The organism is Cellulomonas sp. ES6 (assembly GCF_030053835.1).
Classification (GTDB): Bacteria; Actinomycetota; Actinomycetes; order Actinomycetales; family Cellulomonadaceae; genus Cellulomonas.
Map to the genome: position 1 here is coordinate 2,614,790 of NZ_CP125655.1, position 26,307 is coordinate 2,641,096.

The 26,307-nt window shown below is 77.9% G+C and carries 17 protein-coding genes; 12 read left to right on the forward strand and 5 right to left on the reverse strand.

Annotated features, from left to right (window positions below; all coding sequences use genetic code 11):
* Positions 1–141 precede the first annotated feature (141 nt).
* Complete coding sequence (locus P9841_RS12135) at positions 142–2,157, forward strand: beta-N-acetylglucosaminidase domain-containing protein (RefSeq protein ID WP_283318931.1); 2,016 nt, start codon at positions 142–144, stop codon at positions 2,155–2,157.
* Positions 2,158–2,232: 75 nt separating this feature from the next.
* Here the strand turns inward: P9841_RS12135 and P9841_RS12140 are convergent, their stop codons facing one another.
* Positions 2,233–5,265 (reverse strand): alpha-mannosidase, encoded by a 3,033-nt coding sequence (locus tag P9841_RS12140; protein WP_283318933.1) that lies wholly within the window; start codon positions 5,263–5,265, stop codon positions 2,233–2,235.
* 249 nt (positions 5,266–5,514) lie between these two features.
* Between P9841_RS12140 and P9841_RS12145 the strand changes: the two genes are divergently transcribed.
* Entirely contained in the window at positions 5,515–5,769 is a 255-nt protein-coding gene (locus tag P9841_RS12145) for an STAS domain-containing protein (protein WP_283318935.1), read from the forward strand.
* A 234-nt stretch (positions 5,770–6,003) separates the two neighbouring features.
* Here P9841_RS12145 and P9841_RS12150 read toward each other — a convergent pair whose 3' ends face one another.
* From P9841_RS12150 to P9841_RS12160, 3 genes are read right to left on the reverse strand one after another with little or no spacing between them, the layout of a single operon-like run.
* A complete protein-coding gene (locus P9841_RS12150; protein WP_283318936.1) occupies positions 6,004–6,693 on the reverse strand; it encodes a class II aldolase/adducin family protein in 690 nt (229 codons plus the stop codon).
* Positions 6,690–8,015 (reverse strand): 3-oxo-tetronate kinase, encoded by a 1,326-nt coding sequence (otnK, locus tag P9841_RS12155; RefSeq protein ID WP_283318937.1) that lies wholly within the window; start codon positions 8,013–8,015, stop codon positions 6,690–6,692. Before otnK ends, P9841_RS12150 begins: the two co-directional genes overlap by 4 nt.
* The gene (locus P9841_RS12160; protein ID WP_283318938.1) at positions 8,012–8,893 is read right to left on the reverse strand and encodes a DeoR/GlpR family DNA-binding transcription regulator; all 882 of its coding nucleotides are present in this window, start codon (positions 8,891–8,893) and stop codon (positions 8,012–8,014) included. The genes otnK and P9841_RS12160 overlap by 4 nt, the downstream gene beginning before the upstream one ends.
* 76 nt (positions 8,894–8,969) lie before the next feature.
* On the opposite strand from P9841_RS12160, the gene P9841_RS12165 reads away from it, so the two are divergent.
* From P9841_RS12165 to P9841_RS12200, 8 genes are all read left to right on the forward strand, one after another.
* Positions 8,970–10,664 (forward strand): FGGY-family carbohydrate kinase, encoded by a 1,695-nt coding sequence (locus P9841_RS12165; protein WP_283318939.1) that lies wholly within the window; start codon positions 8,970–8,972, stop codon positions 10,662–10,664.
* On the forward strand, positions 10,661–11,560 hold the full coding sequence (locus P9841_RS12170) for a hypothetical protein (RefSeq protein ID WP_283318940.1): 900 nt from the start codon (positions 10,661–10,663) through the stop codon (positions 11,558–11,560). The genes P9841_RS12165 and P9841_RS12170 overlap by 4 nt, the downstream gene beginning before the upstream one ends.
* A complete protein-coding gene (locus P9841_RS12175) occupies positions 11,557–12,330 on the forward strand; it encodes an aspartate/glutamate racemase family protein (protein WP_283318941.1) in 774 nt (257 codons plus the stop codon). Before P9841_RS12170 ends, P9841_RS12175 begins: the two co-directional genes overlap by 4 nt.
* A gap of 11 nt (positions 12,331–12,341) precedes the next feature.
* Positions 12,342–13,859 carry an alpha-amylase family glycosyl hydrolase gene (locus P9841_RS12180; protein WP_283318942.1) on the forward strand — a complete coding sequence of 506 codons (1,518 nt, stop codon included), beginning with the start codon at positions 12,342–12,344 and terminating at the stop codon, positions 13,857–13,859.
* Positions 13,860–13,918: 59 nt separating this feature from the next.
* Positions 13,919–16,663: a glycosyl hydrolase 2 galactose-binding domain-containing protein gene (locus P9841_RS12185; RefSeq protein ID WP_283318943.1), complete on the forward strand. Its 2,745-nt coding sequence runs from the start codon at positions 13,919–13,921 to the stop codon at positions 16,661–16,663.
* Positions 16,660–18,051 carry a GH1 family beta-glucosidase gene (locus P9841_RS12190; protein WP_283318944.1) on the forward strand — a complete coding sequence of 464 codons (1,392 nt, stop codon included), beginning with the start codon at positions 16,660–16,662 and terminating at the stop codon, positions 18,049–18,051. Before P9841_RS12185 ends, P9841_RS12190 begins: the two co-directional genes overlap by 4 nt.
* 97 nt (positions 18,052–18,148) lie before the next feature.
* A complete protein-coding gene (locus P9841_RS12195; protein WP_283318945.1) occupies positions 18,149–20,038 on the forward strand; it encodes a hypothetical protein in 1,890 nt (629 codons plus the stop codon).
* Positions 20,035–21,573: an FAD-dependent oxidoreductase gene (locus P9841_RS12200; protein WP_283318946.1), complete on the forward strand. Its 1,539-nt coding sequence runs from the start codon at positions 20,035–20,037 to the stop codon at positions 21,571–21,573. The genes P9841_RS12195 and P9841_RS12200 overlap by 4 nt, the downstream gene beginning before the upstream one ends.
* 9 nt (positions 21,574–21,582) lie before the next feature.
* Here P9841_RS12200 and P9841_RS12205 read toward each other — a convergent pair whose 3' ends face one another.
* Positions 21,583–22,323, reverse strand: coding sequence for an MFS transporter (locus tag P9841_RS12205; RefSeq protein ID WP_283318947.1), 741 nt, complete (start codon positions 22,321–22,323; stop codon positions 21,583–21,585).
* 760 nt (positions 22,324–23,083) lie between these two features.
* Here P9841_RS12205 and P9841_RS12210 point away from each other — a divergent pair.
* Both P9841_RS12210 and P9841_RS12215 read left to right on the forward strand, forming a co-directional pair.
* Positions 23,084–24,934 carry an MBL fold metallo-hydrolase gene (locus tag P9841_RS12210; protein ID WP_283318948.1) on the forward strand — a complete coding sequence of 617 codons (1,851 nt, stop codon included), beginning with the start codon at positions 23,084–23,086 and terminating at the stop codon, positions 24,932–24,934.
* 22 nt (positions 24,935–24,956) lie between these two features.
* Positions 24,957–26,006, forward strand: coding sequence for a LacI family DNA-binding transcriptional regulator (locus P9841_RS12215; protein ID WP_283318949.1), 1,050 nt, complete (start codon positions 24,957–24,959; stop codon positions 26,004–26,006).
* Positions 26,007–26,307 lie beyond the last annotated feature (301 nt).

The following is a 26,307-nucleotide window of genomic DNA, read 5'->3' on the forward strand; positions in this document are numbered from 1 at the left end:
ACGCTGCAATCGATCCCATATCGAGCGACCGGGCGGTGTCAACCCGCGGCGTCGCCGCACGTCGGGGTGCGCCGAGTGTGCGACGACGCACACGTGTGCGGCGATTGACACCCGTGGACGGCGGCCGGTTGCATGGTCGCCATGTCACGTCGCGGAGGACGTCTGCAGGCCGGTGTCGTCGAGGGGTTCTACGGCCCGCCGTGGAGCCACCAGGAGCGGCTCGACCTGCTCGCCGCCGCCCCGTCCCTCGGGCTCGACACCTCCCTGTACGCGCCCAAGGACGACCCGTGGCACCGCGAGCGCTGGCGCGAGCCGTACCCGCCGGACGCCCTCGCGCGCCTCGGGGAGCTCGCCGCCGCGGCGCGGGACGCCGGGGTGGCGTTCGTCTGGTCCGTCGCCCCCGGCCTGTCCATGCGGTACGCGGACGACGCCGACCACGCCGCGCTCGTCGCGAAGGCCGAGCAGGTGCGGGCGGCCGGCGTGCGCGACGTCTGGCTGCTGTTCGACGACGTGCCCGACCGGCTGACCGACCCCGCGGACGCCGACCGGTACGGCGACGGGCCCCACGGCGCCGGCCGCGCGCACGGGGAGGCGGCCGCGCGGTTCCGGGAGGCGTTCCTGCTGCCGCACGGCCTCGACCACCCGATGACCGTCTGCCCCACCGACTACGCCGGGTGCGGGCCCTCGCCCTACCGCGCCGGGCTCGCGGAGACGCTGCCCGCCGACGCGCGCGTGCTCTGGACGGGGCGGGACATCGTCGTCGGGGAGGTCACCCGCGAGGACGTCCTCGCCGCGGCCGCCGCGTTCGGGCGCCGCCTGGTGCTGTGGGACAACTACCCCGTCAACGACTTCGACCGCACGCGGCTGTTCCTGGGACCGCTGACCGGGCGCCCCGCCGACGTCACCGGCCTGCCGCTCGACGGCGTGGTCGCGAACGCGATGATCGAGGCGCTGCCGTCCCGGCTGCCGCTCGCGACCGTCGGCGCCTGGGCGCGGGACCCCGCCGCGTACGACCCGGCGCGGGCGGGCGCCGCGGCGCTGCGGGCCGTGGCCGGGGACCGGGCGGCGCAGGTCGCCCCGCTGGTGCGGGCCTGCGCGTCCTGGCCACCGTCGGCGCCGCGGGACCCGGGGCTGACCGCGCTCCTGGAGGGGGCGCTGGCCGGGGATGCGGTCGCCGTCGCGGCGGTCCGGGGGCGGATGCGGGAGCTGGCCGGGTGCGCGGGGGACGGCGGCCGCTTGGACGGTGCGGGCGGGGACGGCGAGGCCGGCGGGGACGGGGCCGGCGTGGGCGGTGCCGGCCCCGCGCGGGAGCGCCCGGGCGTGGCCCCGACCGGCCACGCGCTGCTGACCGCGCTCGCCCCGTGGCTCGACGCCGCGGCGCACACCGGGGCCGCCGGGCTGGCGGCGTGCGACCTGCTGGACCGCCCCGGCGCCCCGACGGCCGCGCAGCTCGCGGCCGCGCGGGAGGCGCTCGACCGGGTCGAGACCGACTTCCCGGACGTCCTGCGGGCGGACGTCGCCGGGTTCGTGCGGCGGGCGCTCGCTGCGGCCGGCGCCGTCGCGGAGGAGGAGGTCGCCGGTGGGCGGCAGGCGGTGCTCGTCACGGGCCCGGACCCGGGGGCCGGTGACCTCGCGACGGCGCAGTGGCTGCGGCGGAGGGGCTTCGCGGTGCAGCTCCGCCCGACGTGGGCGCCCGGGGACGCGGCGGACCTCGTGGTGGTGACCCCGGACGCCCCGCTGCCCGCCGCCCGGGCCGTCGCGGCGGCGGCCGTGCCCGTGCTGGCGACCGGCCGGCTCGTGACCCTGGGGATCGGGCGGGAGTCGGGTGTGCTGCTGGACCGCGACCGCGTGCGTGCCGGCGACGACGAGGTGGTCGTGCACCGCGGGGCCGGGCGGCTCACGTGGTGCGAGCCCGTGGCCGGCGCGCACGTGGTCGCCCGGGCGCCGGAGCCGGAGCCGCGGCCGGTGCTGGTCGAGGTCGCGGCGGGCACCCCGCTGGCCGACGGCACGCCGGCCCCGGCCGCCCGCACGGTCGCGTTCCTCACCGGCGACGGCGCGGCGCGCTGGCTGCTGACCGACGCCGGGTGGTCGCTGCTCGACGCGGCGCTCGACCGGCTGGTGGGCGGGGCGCCGGACGGCGGCGACGCCGGGCGCTGAGCCGGTCCGCGCCCGCTCCGGCGGTCCGACCACGCCGTCCCCGGTGGCCCGCACGGGCCGCCGGGGACGCGGTCGTCAGGCCCGCGTGAACCGGAGCGTCACCACCTGGAACGGCGCGAGGTCCAGCGCCACCGCCCCGCCGCCCGCGTCCGTCAGCGGTGCGAGCGCGGCGACGTCCGGGTCCTGGCGCTCCAGCAGGTCCCGCACCGACGCGCCCGACGTCGCGAACCCGGGCCGGACCACGGCACGCCCGCGGCCGCCGCGCGACTCGTACAGCCGCACCACCACGTCGCCGGACCGGTCGTCGGCCAGCTTCACGGCCTCGACCACCGCGCCGCCGCCGGTGACCTCGACCAGCGGGGCGACCGCAGCCGCGCCTCGGACGCGGCGCTCCGGCAGGTTGATCCGGTAGCCCTCGCGCACCGCGTCGTCGACCTCGGCGCCGCACACCAGCGCGTACCGCATCGTGTGGCGGCCCTGGTCGGTCTCCGGGTCGGGGTAGCGGGGCGCCCGGACCAGCGACAGCCGGACCGTCGTCGCCCCGGCCCCGCGGGCGTCGCCCGGCCCGGGGCGGGTCACGTCGTGCCCGTACGTGGAGTCGTTGACCACGGCCACGCCGTAGCCGGGCTCGGCGACGTGCACCCAGCGGTGCGCGCAGATCTCGAACCGCGCGGCGTCCCACGACGTGTTGGTGTGCGTGGCCCGGTGCACGTGGCCGAACTGCGTCTCGCTCGCCGACCGCTCGGCGTGGACGGCCAGCGGGAAGGCGGCCTTGCAGAGCGTCTCGCGCTCGTGCCAGTCGACGTCCAGCGCCAGGTCCACGCGCCGCGCGCCCGCCTCGAGCGCGATCGTCTGGACGTACGTCGACGCCCCGTCGCGACGCGTCACGCGGACCTGCGGGCGGGCCGGGTCGGCGTCGTCGACCACCAGCTCCTCGACGGTGCGGACCTCGCGGACGGAGTGCCGGTAGAACTCGTCGACGTCCCACGCGTCGAACCGCACCGGCTGGTCCGGGTGCAGCTGCAGCACGTTCGCGGACGTGCCTGGCGCGAGGACCTCGCGGTCGGCCACCAGGTCCCGCACGGCGCCGATCGTGCCGTCGGCGTCGACCCGGACCCGCAGCAGCCCGTTGTCGAGCAGGACGGCGTCGCCGTCGCGGCGGACCTCCACCGGTGCCGGTGACGCCGCGGCGGGTGCGGCCCCCAGCCCCGGCACGCCGGCGCGGGCGTGCGGCGCGGCGTTCGCGACCACCTCGACGTCGCCTTCCCCGGCCGCACGGTGCAGCGCGTCGCCCACCAGCGCCTCGAGCTCCTCGCGCAGCCGCGCGTAGGTCGCCCGCGCCTCGCGGTGCACCCAGGCGATGCTGCTGCCCGGCAGGATGTCGTGGAACTGCAGCAGGAGCATCTCCTGCCAGATCCGGTCGAGCTGCTCGTACGGGTAGTCCGCGCCGGTGCGCACCGCGGCGGTCGCCGCCCAGAGCTCGGCTTCCCGCAGCAGGTGCTCGGTGCGGCGGTTGCCCTGCTTCATCGCGAGCTGGCTGGTGTACGTGCCGCGGTGGAACTCCAGGTACATCTCCCCGGACCACACCGGCGCCTGCGGGTACTCCGCCTCGGCGCCGGCGAAGAACTCCGCCGGCGTCTCGACGACCACGCGCGGCGACCCCTCGAGGTCCGCGACGCGGTGTGCGGTCTCCATCATCTCGCGCGTCGGGCCGCCGCCGCCGTCGCCGTACCCGAACGGCAGCAGGCTGCGGTTCGCCGGGCCGGCGTCGGCGAAGTTCGCCACGCCGTAGGCGAGCTGCTCGCCGGACAGCTTGGCGCCGTACGTGTCGGCCGGCGGGAAGTGCGTGAACACGCGACTGCCGTCGATGCCCTCCCACCAGAACGTGTGGTGCGGGAACGGGTTGGTGGTGTTCCACGACATCTTCTGCGACAGGAACCACCGGAACCCGGCCAGCCGTGCCAGCTGCGGCAGGGCACCGGAGTAGCCGAACGAGTCCGGCAGCCACACCTCGCGGGGCTCGACGCCGAACTCCGCGTCGAAGAACCGCTTGCCCTGCACGAACTGCCGCACCAGCGCCTCGCCGCCCGGCAGGTTCGTGTCGGACTCCACCCACATCCCGCCGACCGGCACGAACTGGCCGGACGCGACCTTCTCCCGGATCCGGTCGAAGACGCGCGGGTGGTGCTCCTTCGTCCACGCGTACTGCTGCGCGGACGAGCACGCGAAGCGCAGGTCCGGGTACCGGTCGGCGAGCGACACCACGTTGGAGAACGTGCGCGCGCACTTGCGGATCGTCTCGCGCACCGGCCACATCCAGGCGGAGTCGATGTGCGCGTGGCCGACCGCCGACACCCGGTGCGCGCTCGGTGCGGCGGGCCGGGCCAGGAGGTCCGCGACCTGCGCGCGGGCACGGGCGGCGCTGCCCGGGACGTCGCGGACGTCGAGGGAGTCGACCAGCCGCTCCAGCCCGGCGCGGACGGACTCGCGGCGGGGGTCGTTGTCCGGCAGCTGCAGCGCCAGCTCGTGCAGCACCTGCACGTCGAGCGCCAGCGCCTGGACCTCCTCCTCCAGGACCGCCACCTCGGCGCGGGCCAGCCGGTACAGCAGCGTGTCCGGCACGGTGTCGAGGTCGCCGAGCGCGGTGACGGGCTCGCCCCCGATCGACGGGTTGGCCGCGGCCTCGACGTAGAGGTCGACCACCTCGCCGCCGGTCGCGGCGTCCGTCACCGGGACGTAGAGGTTGCGGGGCTCGATGCCCTTCAGCGGGGTGCCGTCCGGGGTGTACACGAGACCCTCGGCCTCGAACCCCGGGCCGCCCGTGCGGAACCCCAGGTCGACCAGCACCTCCACGCGACGGCCGGCCATGCCGGGCGGCACCACGCCGCGCAGCCGGAACCACGACGTCGCCCAGGCGCGACCCCACGGCTCGCCGACGGCGGTGGGGGCGAACGGCAGCCGCACCGCCTCCGCGAACGGCACGGGCTCGCCGGGCAGGTGGGCGACCGTCACCTCGAGCGGGGTCCGCCGGGTGTGCACCCAGGGCTGGATCCGCTCTTTGAGGGTGCGGTCGATGCGGGCGGTGAGGTCGGTCAGGGTGCGGTGCACGGCTCTCCTCGGTCGGGTCGCGCGCGCGGGTTCCCGGGCGGGGTCCCGTGCGGCGCCGGACGGAATGTAGGAACGTTGCCACACTAGCGAATGTGCGACTTCGCACACCAGGGATCCGGCGTCGGTGTCTCGCAGTGCGGTCGCTCCTAGCGGAGAGACGCTTCCCCTCGCGCCACGGGGGAACCGCTCCTACCCTCGCCACGGCGGGCTGTGGCAGGACGGCCGGACCGGCGGCAGGGGAGGCGCGCCGTGGACGTGACGATCGACCTGGGACGACCCGAGCACGAGTCGGTGATCGCCGTGCGCGGTGAGCTCGACGTGCACACGGCGTCCGCGCTCCGGGAGGCGCTGCACTGCCTGCTCGCGGCCAGCGGCGAGGAGCTCACCGTCGACGCCACCGGCGTGCGCGTCACCGACGAGGCCGGCCGCGCGACCCTTGAGGGCGTCGCGCGGCACTGCCGCGAGTTCGGCGGCCGCCTCCGCCTCCCACCCCCGCCCCCCTGACCCTCCGCCCCGCGCAAGCCCTGCCCGCGAGTTCGGCAGTCCCGGTCGAGTTCGGCACCTGGAGCTGCCGACCTCGTCACCGAAGTGCCGACCTCGCGGGACGTGGGGCGGGGGCGGGGCGGCGTTGGTGCGATGGGCGGGGAGGTCGTCAGGTCGGGGCGAGGTCGTCAGGTGGGACGGACGACCTCGTGCGCAGGTGACGACCTCGCGCGGGGACGCGGGCGGTGGGGGCGGTCAGCGGGGGCGGAGCGAGCGGACCTGCGCCGGGGTGAGGCGGCGGTGGGGGACGCCGTGGAGGAGCAGGACCACCTGGGCCGCGGCCTCGAGCTCCTCGGCGAGGTCGACCGCCGCGTCGAGGTGCGTCCCCGCGACGACGGAGCCGTGGTTCGCGAGCAGCAGCACCGGCGCCGCACCCGCGAGGTCGGCGACGCCCGCCGCGAGCTCGGCGCTGCCCGGCAGGGCGAACGGCGCGACCGGGAGCTCACCCAGGCGCATCACCTGGTACGGGGTGGTGGCGGGGAGCGGGCCGGTGGCGGTCCCGGGCGGGAGCGCGGCGGGCTCGAGGCACGACGCCGCGACGGCGGCCGGGGAGTGCAGGTGCACGACGGCGCGGGCGTCGGGCCGGGCCGCGTACACGGCGCGGTGCAGGGGCAGCTCCTTCGACGGCCGTGGTCCGTCCACGACAGCCGTCCCGGTGCCGGGTGTCGCGTCGGTGGGGGCGTCGTCGCCTGGGCCGGGGGCGACCGGGACCAGCGCGAGGTCCTCCGGTCGCACGCGGGAGAGGCTCGAGCCGGTGGGCGTGACGAGCAGGTGGTCGCCGACCCGGACGCTCACGTTGCCCGAGCCTCCCGGTGACAGGCCGCGCGCGGCGAGGTGGCGGCACGCGGCGACGACGGCCTCGCGGGCGGAGTCGGCGGTGGTCACGGGCAGGCCTCCCAGGCGGTGCGGAACAGGTCGGGACCGCCGAAGTTGCCGGACTTGAGCAGCACGGACAGCCCGGGACGTTCGGCGGGCACCATCCACGGCACGCCCGGAGCGGCCGCCGGGCCGACGTGCAGGACCCGCAGGCCGAGCGCGGCGGCCACCGCGCCGGACGTCTCGCCGCCGGCGACGAGCAGCCGCCCGACCCCCAGGTCCCGCACCGCCCGCGACGCCACCTCCCCGGCCGCGTCCTCCAGCAGCGCAGCGGCCCGCCGGGCTCCGAGACGCTCCTGCGTGGCGCGGACGGCGGCGGGCTCGGCCGAGGACGCGACCAGCACCGGGCCGGGGCCGGCCGCGTAGGCGTCCGCGAGCGCTCGCAGCACCCCGTCGAGCGTGCCCTCGCGGTCGGCGTCGAGGGCGACCGCGTCGAGCGTGATCCGCGGACCGACGAAGTGGCCGATCTGCTCGAGCGTGCGGGCGGAGCAGGAGCCGGAGACGACGAGGGCGGGACGGTCGTCGCGGGCACCGGGGGCGCGGGACTCCGGGGCAGGCGGGGCGAGGGGCGACGGGCGCGTGTCGCGGGACCCCCGCCGTGCCAGCGCGGCCGCGAGGCCGGCCGCTCCGCCGAGCAGCACGGGCCGGGAGGGGAGCGGCACGGCCGCGGCGAGGGCGTCGAGGTCGGCGTCGGTCAGCGCGTCGGCGAGCACGTGCCGCGCGCCGTCGCCGGCCAGCCGCTCCAGCGCCACCGCCGCCTCACCGGACAGGAGCGCCTGGCGGTCCAGGAGCGCGACGGGGCGCGGTGTCTGCCGCCCGAGCACGCGCACCAGGTCCGGGTCGCGCATCGGGGTGAGCGGGTGGTCGCGCAGCGGCGACTCGGACAGCAGCCGGTCCCCGACGAACAGGTGGCCCTGGTACTGCGTCCGTCCGGCGCGGGGGGTCGCGGGCGTGCCGACGGCGACGGAGGCCGGCCCGAGCAGGTCGAGCAGCGCGTCGGCGACCGGGCCGATCATGCCCTCGTCGGTGGAGTCGAAGGTCGAGCAGTACTTCTGGTAGAGCGCCCGGGCGCCGTGGTCGAGCAGCCAGCGGGCGGACGCGACGGACTCGGCGACCGCCTGCGCACGCGGTGCCGTGCGGGTGCGGAGCGCGACGACGGCGCAGTCGCACGGCGGCAGCTCGAGCCCCGCCCCGGGCACCCCGAGGACGACGACCGCCGACCCGCCGGCGTCGCGCACCGCGTCCGCGAGGTCGCAGGCCCCGGTCACGTCGTCCGCGACGACGCCGAGGTGCGGCCCCGTCGCGCCGGGGGCTGCCGGTCCTCCCGTCACGCCGGTGCCAGCGCCGTGCCGGCGGGTGCGTGGTCCGTCCCGCCTCCGGCGCGGGCGGCGTCCCGGGTGTCGTCGTCCGCCGCACCGCCCGTGTCGCCCGGCCCGGCCGTCGCCGCGACCACGACCCGCTCGCACCGCTCGCGCAGCAGGGCGAGCTGCTCGGGGGTGGCCGCGTCGTCGACCACGACGGCGTGCGCCTGCTCGAGGCCCAGCACCCGCATGGGCGCGCGGGCGTCGAGCTTGCGGTGGTCGAGCAGCAGCACGACGCGCTCGGCGATGGCTGCCATGGCGCGCTTGGTGTCGGCGTCCCACTGGTCGGCCGAGAACACCCCGGCCGGGCCGGCGGCGGTCGCGGACAGGACGGCGACGTCGACGGCGAGGTCGGCGAGGCCGGCGCGCGTGCTCGGCCCGGCGAACGACCGCGTCAGCCGGTGGTAGGTGCCGCCGAGCGCGACCACCTCCAGGTCGTCGCGCGCGGTGCAGGTGGTGATGACCGGCACCGAGTGGGTGACGACCGTCAGCCCGCCGGGCAGCCGGCGCGCGAGGGCCGCCACGGTGGTGCCGGCGTCCAGCGCGACCACGCCGGCGTCGGCGAGCAGCGGCAGCGCGGCGCGCGCGACCGCGTCCTTCTCCCGCGCGGCCTCGGTGCGGCGCAGCTCGAACGACGGCGCCGCGCTGCCGTCCACCAGGCTCGCGCCGCCGACGACGCGGCGGACGAGCCCCTCGGCGGCGAGCTGGCCGAGGTCCCGGCGGATGGTCATCTCGGACACGCCGAGCTCCGCGGCCGCCGTGCTGGACGACACGTAGCCGGTCTCCTCGAGGCGGCGCAGCAGCTCGTCGCGGCGGCGGGGGGCGGCGGAGTAGCGCACGGACGTCATCCAACGGGGCCGGTCGTGGGTTGTCAATCGTCGGACATGGTTGACCGAAGTGTTCGATAACGAACACACTGTGCGGGTGAGTCGTCAGCGCCGCCGGGTGGGCCTCGGCATCGACGTCGGGACCACCAACGTCAAGGTGGCGGTGGTCGACGTGCCCGAGGACGGCGCGGACGCGCCCGTGCTGCTCGCGGTCGCGTCGGCCCCGACGCCCGGCCCCGCGGCCCTCGACCGGACGCTGCGCGAGCTCGCCGTCCGGGCGCTCGCCGCGGCCGCGCGCCGCACCGGGTCCGCCGTCGTGCCCGAGGCCGTCGGCCTGGCCTCGATGGCCGAGACCGGCGTCCCGCTCGACGCGGACGACCGGCCGCTCGGACCGTGGCTCCGCTGGGACGGCCACCGGGCCGCCGCCGAGGCCGCCGCGCTCGCGGACCGGCTCGGCGCGACCGCCCTGTTCGAGGCGACCGGGGTGCGCCCGAGCGCGAAGGTGCCGCTCGCGACGCTCGCCTGGCTCGGCGCCCACGAGCCGGCGACGCGCGCCGCGCTGCACCGGTGGGCCGGCGTCGCCGACCTCGCGGCCCTGCGGCTCACCGGCGAGCTCGTCACCGACCACACGCTCGCCGGGCGGACCATGGCGTACCGGCTGCCGGCCACCGGCGTGCCGCTGCCCGACGGGTTCGACGCCGACCTGCTCGCCGAGGTCGGCCTGCGCCCGGAGCACCTGCCCAGGGTCGCGCCGCCCGACGCGGTCGCCGGGACCGTGAGCGCCCCGGCCTGGGCCGCGGCCGGTGTGCGCAGGGGCACGCCCGTCACCGTAGCCGGTCACGACCACGCGGTGGGTGCGTGGGCCGCCGGCGTCCGGGCGCCGGGGGACGTCGCCGACTCGATCGGGACCGCGGAGGCCGTGTGCACCGTGCTCGCCGCCGACCCCGTCCGCGCGGACGTGGCCCGCGCGGGGATGAGCCTGGTCCGGACCGTCGCGGGCCTGCCCGCCCTGCTGGCCGGGTCGTCGAGCGCCGGGGCGATGGTCCGGTGGTGGCTGGAGCACGAGGCCCCGGGCTGGTCGGCCGACGCGCTGTTCGCGGCCGTCGCGGCCCTGCCGGCGGACGAGCGCCCGCACGACGTGGTGGTGCTGCCCTACGTGAGCGGGCGGCAGACGCCGGAGCCCGACCCCGGCGCCCGCCCGGCCGTCCTGCACCGCGGCAGCCACGGGCCGGTGGCGCTGGCGTCCGCCATGGTCGACGGGCTGGCGCTGCACGCCCGGTGGATGCTCGAGGTCCAGGCCGGACTCGCGGGTCCCGACCACCGGCCCCGGCAGGTGCGGGTGCTCGGCGGTCCGGCGGGGCGGAACACCGCGTGGATGCGCGCCAAGGCGCTCGCGGGGCCCGTGCCCGTGCGGCTCGTGGACGGCGCCGAGCCCGTCGCCGCGGGGGCCGCCCTGCTCGCCCTGCACCGCGCCGGGCTGCTCGGCACGGGCGAGGCGCCGACGCTGCCGCTGCTCCCCGGCCTGCCCGACGGCAGCCCCGTCCCGGACCCCGACCCCCGCGCCGGGGCGGCGCTCGACCGCTTCGTCCGGGCTGCGTTGGGGGCGGACGGGCCGGGCACCGAGAGGCCGGGCCCCGATGCGCCCGGCACCGACGCGCCCGCCTCCGCCCCGCTGGGCACCGACGCGCCCGGCACCGACACCCCGGGGCCACCCGCGCCCGGCGCCCCGACCCCCGAGCCCGCGCCCCGTCGCGCACCCCCCGCACCGCACCGCCTGGAGGCCCGCCCGTGACCCACCCGACCGCCGCCGCGCCCACGCTCGACGCCATCGCCCGCCCGTCCGGGGCGCTCGCGATGGTGGCGATGGACCAGCGCGAGAGCCTGCGCACGATGTTCGACCAGGCGGGTGCCGGCCGTCCCGACCACGCGACGCTCGTCGACTTCAAGCTCGCCGTCGCCCGCGCGCTGTCGCCGCTGGCGTCGGGCTTCCTCATCGACCGGGAGATGGGCGTCGAGCGGGCGGCGCCCCTGCTGCCCGCGTCCTGCGGGCTGATCCTCGCGGCGGACGCGCTCGAGCAGGAGCCCGGAGGCCCGGTCGAGGAGACCGGGCTGGACGACGTCGTCGTGGCCCCGGAGTCCGACCTGCACGGCGCGGTCGCGCTCAAGCTGCTGGTGATCTGGCGGCGCGACGCCCGGCGGGAGCAGCGCGTCGAGCTGGCGCGCCGGTTCATCGAGGTGGCGGCCTCGCGCGGCGTGCTGTCGGTCCTGGAGCCCGTCGTGCGGGCCACCCCGGAGGAGCTGGCGGCCGGCACGTGGGACCAGGAGGCGGCGATCGCCGAGGCCGCCCGGGAGCTCTCGCCGCTCGGCCCGAGCCTGTACAAGGTGCAGGTGCCGCTGGGCGGTCGCGCGCCGGCCGCCGAGCTGGAGCGGGCCTGCGCGGCCCTGGGCGCGTCGATCACCGGGCCGTGGGTGGTGCTGTCGCAGGGCGTGGACCGGGAGGACTTCGCCGGGGCGGTGCGGGCGGCGTGCCGCGGCGGGGCGAGCGGGTTCCTCGCGGGCCGGGCGCTGTGGAGCGACGTCGTCGGGCGGCCGGACGTCCCCGCGGCGCTCGCGGAGGTCTCGGTGCCGCGGCTGCGCGCGCTGGTCGACCTGGTGGACGCCGAGGCGCGGCCGTGGAGCGCGGCGTGACCACCGGGCCGGGGCCGTCCGCGCCCGCGTCGCCAGTGCCCGCGTCGCCAGTGCCCGCGTCGCCCGCGCCCGGGTCCGCCGGGACCGTCGGCCTGCTGCACACGGTCCCCGCCCTGGCGCAGCGGTTCGACGCCGACGTGGACGCCGCGGCGCCGCTGCTGCGCCGGCTGCACGTGGTGGACGGCTGGCTGCTGGCGACGGCGGTGGCGCAGGGCGTCACGCCGCAGGTCGAGGCCGCCGTCGCGGCGCACGTGCGGCACCTGGTGGACGCGGGTGCGACGGCGGTCCTGGTGACGTGCTCGTCGATCGGTGAGGCCGCCGAGGCCGCGGCGGCGACGGTGGACGTCCCGGTGCTGCGCGTCGACGCGTCCATGGCCCGCGAGGCCGTGACCCTCGCGTCCGCCCCGGGCGCGCGCGGCCGGGTGGCGGTCCTGGCGACCCTGGCGTCGACCCTGGGGCCGACCGGCCGGCTGGTGCAGCGCGCCGCGGCGGACGCGGGGGCGGACGTCGACGTCGAGGCCGGCGTGGTGGACGGGGCCGCCGCCGCGCGGGACGCCGGCGACGGCGAGCGCGCGGACCGGCTGGTCGCGGAGGCGGTGGCCGACGCCGCACGCGGGGCCGACGTGGTGGTGCTGGCGCAGGCGTCGATGGCCGGGGCCGCCGCACTCGCGGAGCCGGCGGTGCCGGTGCTGACCTCGCCCGCCGGCGGGGTGGCGGCGCTCGTCCGGGCGCTCGCGACGACCACCGGGCGCGTGCCCGGCGAACGGTGAGGAGGACGGACGTGGACGACCACGGCGTGCACCTGCTGGCGTACACCGAGCGGCTCGGCGGGCCGACGCCCGACCTGGCCGGCGTGCGGGCGCTGCTCGCGGGCGGCCCGCTCGCGGTGTTCAGCGGCGTCCACCTGCTGCCGTTCTTCGTGCCGTTCGACGGCGACGACGCGGGGTTCGACCCGGTGGACCACGGGACGGTCGACCCGCGGCTCGGCACCTGGGACGACGTGCGGGCGCTCGCCGACGCGGGCGTGAACGTCACCGCGGACCTCATCGTCAACCACGTCTCGGCCGACTCGGCGGAGTTCCGCGACTGGCTGGCGCGCGGGCCGCGGTCCCCGTCGGACGGCATGTTCCTCACGTTCGACACGGTGTTCCCGCACGGCGCGGACGAGGCGGCGATCACGGCGTTCTACCGCCCGCGGCTGGGGCTGCCGTTCACGCCGTACCAGCGGGCCGACGGCACCCGGCGCCTGGTGTGGACGACGTTCATGCCGACGCAGGTGGACCTGGACGTCCACCACCCGGCGGCGCGCGACTACCTGCGGCGCATCCTGCGGACCCTGCGCGAGGGCGGCGTGTCGACGGTGCGGCTCGACGCCGTGGGGTACGCCGTCAAGACGCCGGGCACGGACTCGTTCATGACGGAGCACACCCTGGGCTTCGTCGAGGAGATCACCGCCCTCGCGCACGCCGAGGGCGTGCAGGTGCTGGTGGAGGTGCACGCCCACCACACGCAGCAGGCGGCGATCGCGCCCCTGGTGGACCTGGTGTACGACTTCGCCCTGCCGCCGCTGCTGCTGCACGCGCTGGCGACGGGCGCCACGGACCGCCTCGCGCACTGGTTCGCGATCCGCCCGGCGAACGCCGTCACGGTGCTGGACACGCACGACGGCATCGGGGTCATCGACGCGGGGCCGTCCGGCGAGCGGCCGGGGATCCTCAGCGCGGAGGAGATGGCCGCCGTCTTCGCGGAGGCCGAGCGGCGCACGGGCGGCGAGTCGGCGCAGGCGTCGGCGCGGGTCGCGTGGGCCGCGCTGCCGCACCAGGTCAACTCGACGTTCTGGTCGGTGCTGGGCGAGGACGCGACCGCGTACCTGCTGGCCCGGTGCGTGCAGCTGTTCGTCCCCGGCCGGCCGCAGATCTACTACGTCGGGCTGCTCGCCGGCACCAACGACATGCCGCGGTACGCCGCGACGGGCCAGGGGCGGGAGGTCAACCGCCACGTCTACACGCCCGGCGAGCTCGCCGAGGCGCTCACGGGGGAGGTCACCCGCGCCCAGCTCGGCCTGGTGGCGCTGCGGACGGCCCACCCGGCGTTCGCGGGGGAGTTCACGGCGCGGGAGCTCGGCGAGGGTCGGCTCGAGCTGGCGTGGCGTGGCGACGCCGGTGCCGCGGCGGTGCTCACGGTCGACGTGACACCGGGGAGGCAGGGGTTCGTGGTCGACGTCGCGGGCGGGCCGGAGGGGGAGCGGCGGTTCGCCTCGGTGGCGGACCTGGCGGACCTGGCGGCGCTCGCGGGCTGACGCCGTCACCGCCCTTGCCCCGCCTCCGGAGCGTGTGGTTTCGTTCTCATATGGCATCGATGCCAGATCCCCTGACCTCGCCGGACGCCGACCCCGACGCCGGGCGGGTGCTCGACCTGGACGGCGACGGCTGGTTCCTGCGCGAGGCGCTCGGCGACACCTGGCAGTGGTACGTCGACGGCGGCGCGCACGGCCTCAACAACGCGGCCGACGCCGCCCGTGCCGCCGCCACGACCCCGGGCTGGTGGCCGGCGACCGTCCCGGGCTCGGTCGTCACCGCGCTGGCCGCCGCGGGCGAGCTGCCGGACCCGTACCGGGGGCGCAGCAGCCGCGCCGCCGAGTGGACCGGCGCGCGGTCCTGGGTGCACCGGCGCGTCGTGGACCTGCCGCCCGTCCCTGCCGGGCACCGCGTCGTCGTGGAGCTCGACGGCGTCGACCCGTCCGGGACGCTGTTCTGGGACGGGGAGGCGATCGGCCGCGTCGACGGGCTCTACCACCGGCTGCGCGCCGAGGTCCCGGAGGCCCGCACGGTGCCGGGGCCTCACCGGCTCGCCGTCGTCGTGGACCCGCTGCCGCGGTCGGAGCCGCAGGTCGGGCGCACCGAGCGGGTCCGCACCCACCGGCCGCGGATGACCGAGGGCTGGGACTTCTGCCCGAGGCTGCCGCACCAGGGGCTGTGGCGCAGCGCCCGCGTCGTGGTGGACCGGGTGCACCTGGCGTCGGCCGCCGTGCGCGCGGACCTGCTCCCCGACGCCGACGGGCTCGTCCGCGTCACCGGCACCGTCGAGGTCGCCGACGACGGCCCGGCGCGGGTGGTCGCTGAGGTGCTGGACGGCGCCGGCCGCGTCGTGGCGAGCGCCGCCGTCGACCTCCCCGGCCCCGGTGCCGGGCGCGCGCTCGCCGTGACCGTCCCCGTCGACCGCCCCGCGCGCTGGTGGCCGGCCCGGCTCGGCGTCCCCGCGACGTACACCGTCCGGCTCCGCGCCGCGGGTCGCACGCTGTGGTCGGGCACCGTCGGGTTCCGCACGGCTCGTCTCGTCCCGAACGCGGGCGCGCCGGCCGGCGCCCGCGGCTACACCGCCGAGGTCAACGGCGTCCGCCTGCCGCTGGTCGGGTGGAACTGGGCGCCCGCCGACGCGCAGTACGGCGCCGTGCCGCCCACGCGGGTGCGGCACCTGGTGGACCTGGCCGCCCGGTCCGGCGCGGCGCTGCTGCGGGTGTGGGGCGGCGGCCTGGTCGAGACCGAGGAGCTCTACGACGCGTGCGACCGCGCGGGCCTGCTGGTGTGGCAGGAGTTCTCGCAGTCGTCGTCGGGCATGCAGAGCGCGCCCGCCGCCGACGCCGCGTTCGTGGACCTGCTGCGGCGCGAGGCCGCCGCCCTGGTCCCGGCCCGCACGCACCACCCGAGCCTGCTGCTGTGGGGCGGCGGCAACGAGCTCGACGAGGGCGGCGTCCCGCTGGACGAGGACCGCTCGCCGGCGCTCGCGGCGCTGCGTGACGAGGTCGCCCGCCTGGACCCGGGCCGGTCCTGGCTGCCGACGTCCCCGACCGGCCCGGCGTTCCACCACCGCGCCGACGTCATCGCCGCCGCCCCCGACGACCAGCACGACGTCCACGGGCCGTGGGAGCACCAGGGGCTGACGGGGCAGCACGCGCTCGCGGACGCGGGCACGTGCCTGGCGCACAGCGAGTTCGGCGTCGAGGGCATGGCGAACCGCCGGCTGCTGGACCACCTGGTGCCGGCGGCGGACGTCTGGCCGCTCGACCGGTCGAACCCCGTGCACCGCCACCTGGGGGAGTGGTGGGACAACGCCCCGCTCGTGCAGGAGTGCTTCGGCGGGCGGCTCGCGGACGTCGAGGGGTACCGCCGCGCGAGCCAGCACCTGCAGGCGACCGGCCTGGCGTACGCGGTCGAGGCGGACCGGCGGCGGTGGCCGCGCTGCTCGCTGGTGCTGCCGTGGCAGCTCGCCGAGTCGTACCCGAACACCTGGTGCACGGCCGTCGTGGACCACCTGGGCGACCCGAAGCCGGCGTACCACGCGGTCGCGCGGGCGTTCGCCCCGGACCGCGCGACGCTGCGCACCGCGACCAGCGCCTGGGCCGGCCGGTCGCACGCCGTCGCGCAGGTGTGGCTGTGGTCGGACGCCGGCGTCCAGCGGGGGTCGCGCGTCGCGGCCCGGCTGCGTCGTGCGACCGACGGCGCCGTGCTCGCCGAGCGCCGCTGGCACGTCCCGGAGCCGGTGGCCGAGCCGCGCCCGGTCGGGGAGCTGCGCTGCCCGGCGGCGGTGCTGCCGGAGGCGGAGGTGCTGCTGTGGGAGGTCGAGTGGGCCGCGCCCGACGGCACGCCGCTGGACCACGAGGTCGTCGTCGCGACGTCCGCCGCCGACCTGTCGCCGCTGCTGGACCTCCCACCCGCGACGGTCGACGTCGGGATCGCGCGCGACCCGTCCGACCCTGGCGACCCGCGTGACCGTGCCGACCCGTCCGAGGAGGACGCCGTCGTCGTGACCGTCACCCACCGCGCGGGGCCGGCGGTGGTCGGCCTCGCCCTGCTCGACGCCCGGCCTGCCGGCGCGCCCGGGTGGGCCGTGCTCGAGGGCGACCCCCGGCCGCTGCTGCCCGGCGCGACCCGGCGGCTGCGGGCGCGCTGGCGCGGCGACCGGCCGGACGGCGCGGCGGCGGGCGGCGTCCCGCCACGCCGACCGCTGACCCTCGAGGCGTGGAACCTCACCCCGACCACGCTCGACCCGACGACGTCCGCCCCGACCGCCCCCGCCCCGACCACCGTGGAGCCCCTGCCGTGACCGTCACCTTCCCTTCCGGCTTCCTGTGGGGCGCCGCGACGTCCGCCTACCAGGTCGAGGGCAGCCTCGACGCCGACGGCCGCGGCCGGTCCGTGTGGGAGGAGTTCGCGTCCCGGCCCGGCGCCGTCGAGGGCGGCGGCGACGGGTCGCGCGCGTGCGACTCGTACCGACGGTGGCGCGAGGACGTGGACCTGGTGGACGGGCTGGGCCTGGGCGCGTACCGGTTCTCCGTGGCCTGGTCCCGGGTGGTCCCGGAGGGTCGCGGCCGGATCGAGCAGCGCGGCCTGGACCACTACGAGCGGTTCGTCGACGCGCTGCTGGAGCGCGGCGTCGAGCCGGTGCTGACGCTCAACCACTGGGACATGCCGCAGGCGCTCATGGCGGACGGCGGCTGGGCGGGGCGGTCGAGCGTGGCCGCCTTCGCGGAGTACGCCGACGCGGTGGCCGCCCGCCTCGGCGACCGCGTGACGTGGTGGGTCACGCAGAACGAGCCGTGGATCGTGCAGCTCCTCGGCTACCAGCTCGGCCTGCACGCCCCGGGCGTCGCCGACCTGGGCGCCTCGGTCGCCGCCGGGCACCACGTGCTGCTCGGCCACGGCGCCGCCGCCGACGCGATCCACGCCCACGCGCCCGCGGCCCGCACCGGCTGCGCCCTCAGCCTGTTCCCGTGCGACCCGGCGACGGGCTCGGACGAGGACGCCGCGGCTGCGTGGGGCTCGGACGGCTACGTGAACCGCTGGTACCTCGACCCCCTGGCCGGTCGCGGCTACCCCGCGGACGTGCGCGCGCACTACGAGCGGGCGCTCGGGCGGTCGCTGGACGACGTGATCCTCCCCGGGGACGAGGAGCAGATCGGCGGCCGGCAGGACTGGATCGGCGTCAACTACTACACCCGCCGCGTCGTGGCGGCGGCCGGAACCGGACCGGGCCGACCCTTCCCGTGGCGGGTGGTGGGGCCGCCCGGCGACGTGGCCCGCACCGACGAGGGCTGGGAGATCGTGCCGGACGCCCTGCGGGACCTGCTGCTGCGGCTGCACCGCGAGCACCCCGGCACGCCGCTGATGGTCACCGAGAACGGCGGCGTGTTCGGCGACGGCCCCACGCGCGACGGCCGCGTGCACGACGTCCGGCGCACCGAGCTGCTGCTCGGGCACCTGCGGGCGGTGCACGAGGCGATCGAGGGCGGCGCCCCGGTGGTCGGATACCTGCACTGGTCGCTGCTCGACAACTTCGAGTGGTCGCTCGGGTACCGGCCGCGGTTCGGGCTGGTGCACGTCGACTACGCGACCGGCAGGCGGACCGTGAAGGACTCGGGCCGGGTCTACGCGGGGATCGCCCGCACCGGCACGCTGCCCGACGCCCCGCTCGAGATCCCGCCGTTCGGCTGACCCGCCCCGGCTCCGCCCCCCGCCCCGACGCCCCCGACGCCCCCGCCCCGACGCCCCCGACGCCCCCGCCCCGACCCCCGAGATCCCCGAGGACCCCATGCGCATCACCGCCGGACCCGGCACCCGCACGGTCGCCGCCGACGCCTACCTGCTGGAGGTGCGGTCCGACCCGCCGCGCGCCGTGCTGGCCGCCCCGGACGGCCTCATCTGGTCGCACCTGTCCCTGCTGGCGTCGGTGGACCGGGTGGGCGTCGCGGACGAGTCGCTCGACGTCGGCGCCCCCACGGTGCACGCCGCCGACGGCACCCCGGTCGGCTCGGACCCGGTCGAGACCGACGCGGCCGAGGTGCGGCTGGAGTGCGCGAGCACGGCCTGGGCGCGCCGGCGCGTCACGCTGCGGTGCCTGCCGGACCGGCTGGAGCTGGTCGTGGAGGTCGAGGGCGACGGCGTGCTGACGGACGTGCGGCTGCTGGGCGGCCGGGCGGTGCTGCCGAACGGCGCCGGCGGGACGTTCCGGTCGTCCGCGGAGCACCGGTCGGTGTTCGTCCCGACGCCGACGGAGCCGGTGGACCTGGTGCGCCCGGCCGCGTCGGCGGCGACCCTCGGCGTGGTCGGTGACGCGTCGCCGGGCCGGCTGCACGCGGTGTTCTCCCCGCCGCCGCTGTGCCTGGTGCTCGGCCGCGAGCAGGCCGCGTCGGCGCTCGACGTGCCCGCGGGCGACTGGCTCGGGATCGGCGTGGTCGGGCCCGTCGCGGACCTGCGGTTCACCGAGCTGCGCTACCAGCCGCTCGACGGGGGGTTCCTGCTGGAGCTCGACCACGACGCCCACACCCACGTCGCCGGGCGCTGGACCAGCCCCGCCCTGGTGCTGCGGCCGGCCGCCGACCCGTGGCGGGCGCTCGCGGACCACCGGGAGGACCTGGTGCGGGCCGGCGCGCCCGCCGGTCCCGTCGCCCCCGCCGCGGGCTGGTGGGCCGAGCCGCTGTTCTGCGGATGGGGCGCGCAGTGCGCCCGCGCGCCGCTGCCGGGGGAGCCCGCGTCGCACCCGTACCGCCTCCAGGACCTCGGCCCCGCCGTGGTCCCCGCGGGGCTGCCGGTCGCGCCCGACCTCGCCCGGCAGGACGTGTACGACGAGCTGCTCGCCCGCCTCGCCGCGCACGACGTCGTGCCGGGGACAGTGGTCGTCGACGACAAGTGGCAGGCCGTGTACGGCACCGGCGAGCCGGACCCGCGGCGGTGGCCGGACCTGCGCGCGTGGGTCGCGGCCCGGCACGCCGCGGGCCAGCGGGTGCTGCTGTGGTGGAAGGCGTGGGACCCCGAGGGGCTGCCCGTCGAGGAGTGCCTGGTCGACGCCGCAGGCCGGCCCGTGGCCGTCGACCCGGCGAGCCCCGCCTACCGGGCGCGGGTCCGCCGCGCGGTCGCCGCGCTGCTCGGGCCGGACGGGGTGGACGCCGACGGGTTCAAGGTCGACTTCACGCAGCGCGCGCCCGCGGGCCACACGGTGCACCCGCACGCCGGCGCGGACCCGGACGCGCCGTGGGGCGTCGCCGCGCTGCACGCCCTGCTGGCCGACCTGTACGCCGCCGCGAAGGCCGCGAAGCCCGACGCGCTCGTCGTCACGCACACGCCGCACCCGGCGTTCGCGGACGTCTGCGACATGGTCCGGCTCAACGACGTGCTGGAGCGGGACACCGCGCACCGCGTCGTGCCGCTCGCCGACCAGATGCGGGTGCGGCGGGCCATCGCGACGGCCGCGCTGCCCGGGCACCTGGTGGACACCGACCAGTGGCCGATGCTCGACGCGGCGCAGTGGCGGGCGTACGTGGCGGCGCAGTCCGAGGGCGGCGTGCCGGCGCTGTACTACGCGGAGCGCATCGACCGCAGCGGCGAGGAGCTCGGCGCGGACGACCTGGCCCTCGTCGCCGGGGCGTGGCGGGAGTACCGCGCCGGCCTCGCGGCGCCCGACCGCGCCCGGGTGCGCGCGTGACGTCCGCCGACGTCGTCGTCGCCGGCGCCACGTCAGCGGGCGTGTGCGCCGCGGTCGCCGCCGCGGAGGCCGGCGCGTCGGTGGTGCTGCTCGAGCCCGGGCGGCACGTCGGCGGCATGACCTCGGGCGGGCTCGGCTACACCGACGTCGGGGACGTCCGGGTGCTCGGCGGCGCGGCGGCCCGGTTCCGCGCCGAGGTCGCCGCGCACTACGGCGTGCCGGTCGGGACGTACGCCGGGCCGGAGCCGCACGTCGCGGAGGAGGTCTTCCGGCGCTGGCTCGACCACCCGCGCATCGAGGTGGTGCACGACGCGGAGCTCGAGGCCGCCGAGGTGCGGGACGCGACGATCGCGGGCGTGCGCACCCGCGACGGACGGACGTGGACCGGTGGGGCGTTCGTCGACGCCACCTACGAGGGCGACCTGCTGGCGCTCGCGGGCGTGCCGTCGTCGGTCGGGCGGGAGGACCGGTCGCTGCACGGCGAGACCTTCGCCGGGCGCCGCGAACCCGTCCCGGGGCGGCACGCGTTCCCGGCGTGGGTGTCGCCGTTCACCGACGACCCGGGCGGCGAGACGGCCGGCGCGGTGCTGCCGCAGGTGCGCGACGTGCCGATGGCGCCGGTGGGATCGGGCGACGGCGGCGTCATGTCCTACGGCTACCGGCTGTGCCTGACGACGGCCCCCGACCGCGTGCCCGTCGAGCGCCGGCCGGGCTACGACGAGGCGCACTGGGAGCTCGGGCGGCGGCTGTTCCGGCACTGGGCGGCCGAGGGGTACGAGCCGCCGGCGGGCGCCCTGCTGGGGCTCGAGCCGAACCTGCCCGGCGGCAAGGCCGACGGCAACTCGCTCGGCCCGTTCTCGCTGAGCGTCCTGGACGGCACCGCGTGGGAGTACCCGACCGCCGGCAGGCAGCGGCGCGAGGAGATCCGCCGGCACCACCGGCACCACGCGCAGGACCTGCTGTGGTTCCTCACGCACGACCCCGCCGTGCCGGTGCCCGTGCGCCGCGAGCTCGCGCGCTGGGGCCTGCCGCGGGACGAGTTCGCGGACACCGGCCACCTGCCGCACCAGCTCTACGTGCGCGAGGCGCGCCGGATGCACGGCGAGGTGGTGCTGACCGAGCACGACCTGCGTCGCCCGGCCCGCTGGCACGACGTGGTCGCGATGGGCTCGTACCACCTGGACGTGCGCGAGGTGCAGCGGACGTGGCGCTGGGTGCACGAGCACCCGCGACCGGTCGCGATGGTCGTCACGGAGGGCTACCTGTCGGTGCCGGTGCCGCCGTACCCGATCCCGTACCGGGCGCTCGTGCCGCGGTGGGAGGACTGCACCAACCTCGTCGTCCCGGTGTGCGTCTCGGCGTCGCACGTCGCGTTCTCGTCGATCCGCATGGAGCCGCAGTACCAGATGCTCGGGCACGTCGCCGGCCTCGCCGCGGCGCGCGCGGTCGCGTCCGGGCGGGCGGTGCAGGCGGTGGACGTGGCGTCGCTCCAGGACGAGCTGCGGGCGGCCGGGCAGGTGCTGGCGCTGCCCTGACCGGCCCGCTCAGCGCCGGCCGCGGGCGGCCAGGAGGGCCAGCAGGCCGGAGGCGAGCGCCAGGGCGGCGGGCAGCGCGGGGTGCCGGCCGTGCGCGGCGGCGGCCAGCGTCGGGCCGACGACGAACGTCAGCGCGTTGGCGGCGTTCACCTGCCCCGCGACGTCGCCCTGCTCCCGCGCCCCCACCGCCGTGGAGGCGGCGGACGTGCAGCCCGCCGCCGCGGCGCCGACGCCCGCACCGAACACCAGGGCGACCGCCACGAGCGCGGGGACGGGCAGCGGCACGACGTAGACCCCGAGCGCCACGACCAGCACGGCGCCACCCGCGCGCACCAGCCGCCACGGCCGCCAGCCGAGCCGCGGCACCAGCAGCCCCTGGGACAGCATCGAGCCGAGACCGGCGACGAGCAGCAGGGTCCCGGTCAGGGCGGTCGCCCGCGACGCCGCCAGCCCGTAGCGGTCCTGCACCAGGAACCCGATGCTGCCCTGCACCAGCGCCATCGCGAGGAAGACGCCCGCCGAGGCGGCGACGGCCGCGCGCACGGCCGGGTGCGCGAGACCGCCGCGCAGGGCGGCGGCGCCGCGCGACGAGGACGCGCCCGGACCCGCGGCGGGCGCGGCCGTGGCGGGCGCTGACGAGCCGGGCGGCGCGGGCCCGTCGCCCGGCTCGCCGCCCGTCGCGTCGCCCGATCCGGACGCGACGCCGCCGTCGTCCCGCCGCGCCGCGACCCACACCCCGGCGGCGACCACCGCCGCGGCGCGGCGACCACGGGCACCGCCGCCCCCGCCGCCCCGAGGGCCGCCGCGAGCCCGGCGCCGGCCATCGTGCCGAGCCCGCGGACGGCGCCGGCCCGCGCGATCCAGCCGACGCGCTCCCGCTCCGACCCGGAGTCCGCCACCAGCCGCACCTGCGTCGCCGGCCCGGCCGCCGCGACCGCGGTGCCGAACACCAGGCCGCGGGCCACCAGGAGCGCCACCCAGCCGGGAGCCGGCCCGAGCGTCCCGGTGACCGTGAGCACGGCGGCGACGCCGAGCGTGCCGAGGGCGCCGGCCACCGCCGCGGCCAGCAGCACCGGCCGGGGTCCCGCGGCGTCCGCGCGGCGCCCCCACCAGGGGCTGGTGAGCACCACGACCGCCGCGGAGGCGGACGTGACGACGCCCGCCTGCCAGTCCGCGAGCCCGAGCAGCCGGGACGTGGCGGGCAGGGCGGCGGCGGTGGCGGCCTGCGCGACGACGACGGCGAACAGCGTCGCGAGCGCGGCGGTGCCCGCGCGGGACGGGGTCAGGGCCGCGCGAGCGGGTGCGGAGCCGGCCGGCGCGGGGCGGCTCGCGGGCGGCGGGTCGCTCGGGCTCGACGACACGTCAGGCACTGTACCGACCGCCCGGACCGGGACAACCCCGGCTATCCCGGCGACCGGGACGATCCGGACGACCGGCGCGGATCGGGTGAAACCGCCCCTGAGCAGCGCTTCTCTTGTCCCGCCTCGTCTGGAATCGATACCATAACCGCATGCCCCCCGTCACCGAGGTCGCTCCCGGGGTGTTCCGCATCGCGGACACGTGCCAGGTCTACGTCGTGCGCGCCGAGCAGTCCGCCCCCGACGGCACGCGCACCGCGGTGGCCGTCGACTTCGGGTCCGGCACCGCGCTCGACCACCTCGCCGAGATGGGCGTCGACCGCATCACCGACGTGCTCATGACCCACCACCACCGGGACCAGGGCCAGGGGCTGCCGCGCGCCGTCGCCGCCGGCATCGCCGTGCACGTCCCGCCGGTGGAGCGCGACCTGTTCGAGCACGTCGACGAGATGTGGCGCACCCGGCCCGTGGTCAACGACTACAACCTGCGCCAGGACCGGTTCTCGCTGCTGGAGCCCGTGCCCGTCGCCGACGTCGTCCCGGAGTACCGGGTGCGCGAGTACGGCGGGGTGGCCGTCCAGGTGGTGCCGACCCCCGGCCACACCACCGGCTCGGTGACGTACGTCGTCGAGCGCGCGGGCCGGCGCCTGGCGTTCACGGGGGACCTCGTCTACGCACCCGGCAAGGTGTGGTCGCTCGCCGCGACGCAGTGGTCGTACACGGAGAACGAGGGGCCGGCGATGACGGTCCTGTCCTGCTACCTGCTCATGGACGAGCGGCTCGACCTGCTGCTGCCCTCGCACGGCGCCCCCATGGACGACCCGCAGCACGCGCTCGGGCTGCTCGCCTCCCGCATGCGCGGCTACGTCGACTCCCGCCGCCCGCAGCCGTGGGACCTGCGCACCCGCCTGACCGAGCCGTTCCAGCGCATCACCGAGCACTTCCTGCTCAACGTGTCGTCCAACGCCTGCTCCTACGTGCTGGTGTCGCGCGACGGCGCCGCGCTGCTCATGGACTACGGCTACGACATGACGACGGGGCTGCCGACGGGCACCGACCGCGCGTCGCGCCGGCCCTGGCTCGCGTCCCTGCCCGCGCTGCGCCGGGACCACGGCGTCACGGACGTCGAGGTGGTGCTGCCCACGCACTACCACGACGACCACGTTGCGGGCATGAACCTGCTGCGCGAGGTCGAGGGCACGCAGATCTGGGCGCCGGAGAACGTCGCGCCGGTGCTCGAGGAGCCGCTGCGGCACGACCTGCCCTGCCAGTGGTACGACCCGATCCCGGTGGACCGCGTGCTGCCGCTGGGGGAGACGTTCCGGTGGCACGAGTACGAGATCACGGTGCACGAGCTGCCCGGGCACACGCTGTACGCCGCGGCGTTCGAGGTCGAGGTCGACGGCGTGCGGGTCCTCGTCACCGGCGACCAGCAGGACGGCCTCGGCATCCCCGGCCACCGCCGCGAGATCCTCAACTACCAGTACCGGAACCTGTTCCGCATCACCGACTACCGGGACTCCGCGGCGCTGTACCGGCGGATCGCCCCCGGCGTCATGGTCTCCGGGCACTGGGAGCCGCGCTGGGTCGACGAGGCGTACCTCGACATGCTCGCCCAGGAGGGCGACGAGCTCGTGCAGATCCACTACGACCTGCTGCCGCTCGACGAGTACGACCTGGGCGCCGACGACCGCCTGGCGCACATCGCGCCGTACCTGTCGCAGGCGCGCGCCGGCGAGCCGGCACGGTTCACCGTGACCGTCCGCAACCCGACCCGCGCGGACAGCAAGGCCACGGTGCGGCCGGTGCTGCCGCTAGGCTGGCGCGCGCACCCCGACGAGGTCGTCGTCGCCCTCCCGCCCGCCGGGACGGCCGATGTGGACCTCGAGGTGGTGCCCACGGGCCCCGGGGCACGGCGCCGTCGGCTCGCCGTCGACGTCAGCATCGGGGACCTCCGGCTGGGTCAGCACGCCGAGGCTCTCGTGGACGTGACGGGGGACTGAGGACGACGCTCGAGGAGCACGCATGGACGCCGTCGCGCAGGGGACGCGGGGCCCGGTGACCGCCGGGCGTCGCGCGACGATCAAGGACGTGGCCGAGGCGGCCGACGTCTCGCGCTCCACGGCGTCGCGCGCGCTCACCGGCCGCGGCTACGTCGCCCCGGCCGTGCGGGACCGCGTGCGCCGCGCCGCGCAGACGCTCGGCTACGTGCCCGACGCGATGGCCCGCAACCTCCGCCAGCAGGTCAGCCGCTCCATCGGCGTCCTGGTGTCCGACCTGCGCAACTCGTTCTACGCCGACCTCGCCGCCGGCGTCAGCCAGCAGTCCCGCCGCCGCGGCTACGCGATGATGCTCGCCGACGACAACGGGTCGGTCGAGGCCGAGCTCGAGGCCGCCGAGACGTTCGTGGCGCTGCGCGTCGCCGGCGTCATCCTCACGCCGCTGTCCGTCGAGGTCACCGAGTACCTCGCCCGCCACCGCATCCCCGTCATCGAGGTCGACCGGCAGTTCGCCGAGGGCGCCTGCGACGCCGTGGTGGTCGACAACAAGTCCGCCGCCGAGCGCGTCACCGCCGGTCTGCTCGCGCAGGGCCACCGCCGCGTCGCCCTGCTCATCGACGAGATGGACTGGACGACGGGCCGCGACCGCCTGGTCGGGTACCGCTCCGCGTTCCTCGCGGCCGGCATCCCGCTGGACGACCAGCTCGTGGTCCGCGGCGGCTGGGACGTCGGCGCCGCGCAGGGCGTCGCGCGTGAGCTGCTCGGCTCACCCGACCGGCCCACCGCGGTGTTCGCCGCCAACAACGTGCTCGCCGAGGGCGTGTGGCGTGCCGCCCAGGGCCTCGGGCTGCGCATCCCCGAGGACCTCAGCCTGGTGTCGTTCGACGACGCCCCCTGGATGACGATGGTCCGGCCCGGCGTCACGGCCGTCGCGCAGGACGCGGTCGCGCTCGGCGAGGCCGCGGTGGCGCAGATGCTCGACCGCATCCAGAGCCCCGATTCGCCCGTGCGGACCGTGATGCTCTCCGCCGCCGTCGCCGAGCGCGGCTCGACGGCCCCGCCCGCCACCGTCTGAGCCGGTCCCGCCCCCGGGCGGCACAGGACCCGCCCCCGGGCGGTGCGGGGCCCGCCCCCGGGCGCCACAGGACCCGTGCCCGGGCGGTGCGGGGCCCGTGCGCGGGCGGCGCGAGGCCCGGGCGTGCGGGAGGCTGACGCCCAGAGGTGCCACCCATCCCGTCGGAGGCTCCGAACGCGATCGGAGACTCCCGCGCGGGATCGGAGACCTCCCCGGACCCCTCCGATCCCGCGCGGACACCTCCCACCACGTGGGGAACCTCCGAACCCCCGTCGGAGGCTCCGAACGCGAACGGAGACTC

Excerpts from the sequence above, each read along its gene's own strand:
- P9841_RS12135 (WP_283318931.1), top strand. The coding sequence starts at position 142 with ATGTCACGTCGCGGAGGACGTCTGCAGGCCGGTGTCGTCGAGGGGTTC.
- P9841_RS12160 (WP_283318938.1), bottom strand. The coding sequence starts at position 8,893 with ATGACGTCCGTGCGCTACTCCGCCGCCCCCCGCCGCCGCGACGAGCTG.
- P9841_RS12185 (WP_283318943.1), top strand. The coding sequence starts at position 13,919 with ATGCCAGATCCCCTGACCTCGCCGGACGCCGACCCCGACGCCGGGCGG.
- P9841_RS12195 (WP_283318945.1), top strand. The coding sequence starts at position 18,149 with ATGCGCATCACCGCCGGACCCGGCACCCGCACGGTCGCCGCCGACGCC.
- P9841_RS12210 (WP_283318948.1), top strand. The coding sequence starts at position 23,084 with ATGCCCCCCGTCACCGAGGTCGCTCCCGGGGTGTTCCGCATCGCGGAC.
- P9841_RS12215 (WP_283318949.1), top strand. The coding sequence starts at position 24,957 with ATGGACGCCGTCGCGCAGGGGACGCGGGGCCCGGTGACCGCCGGGCGT.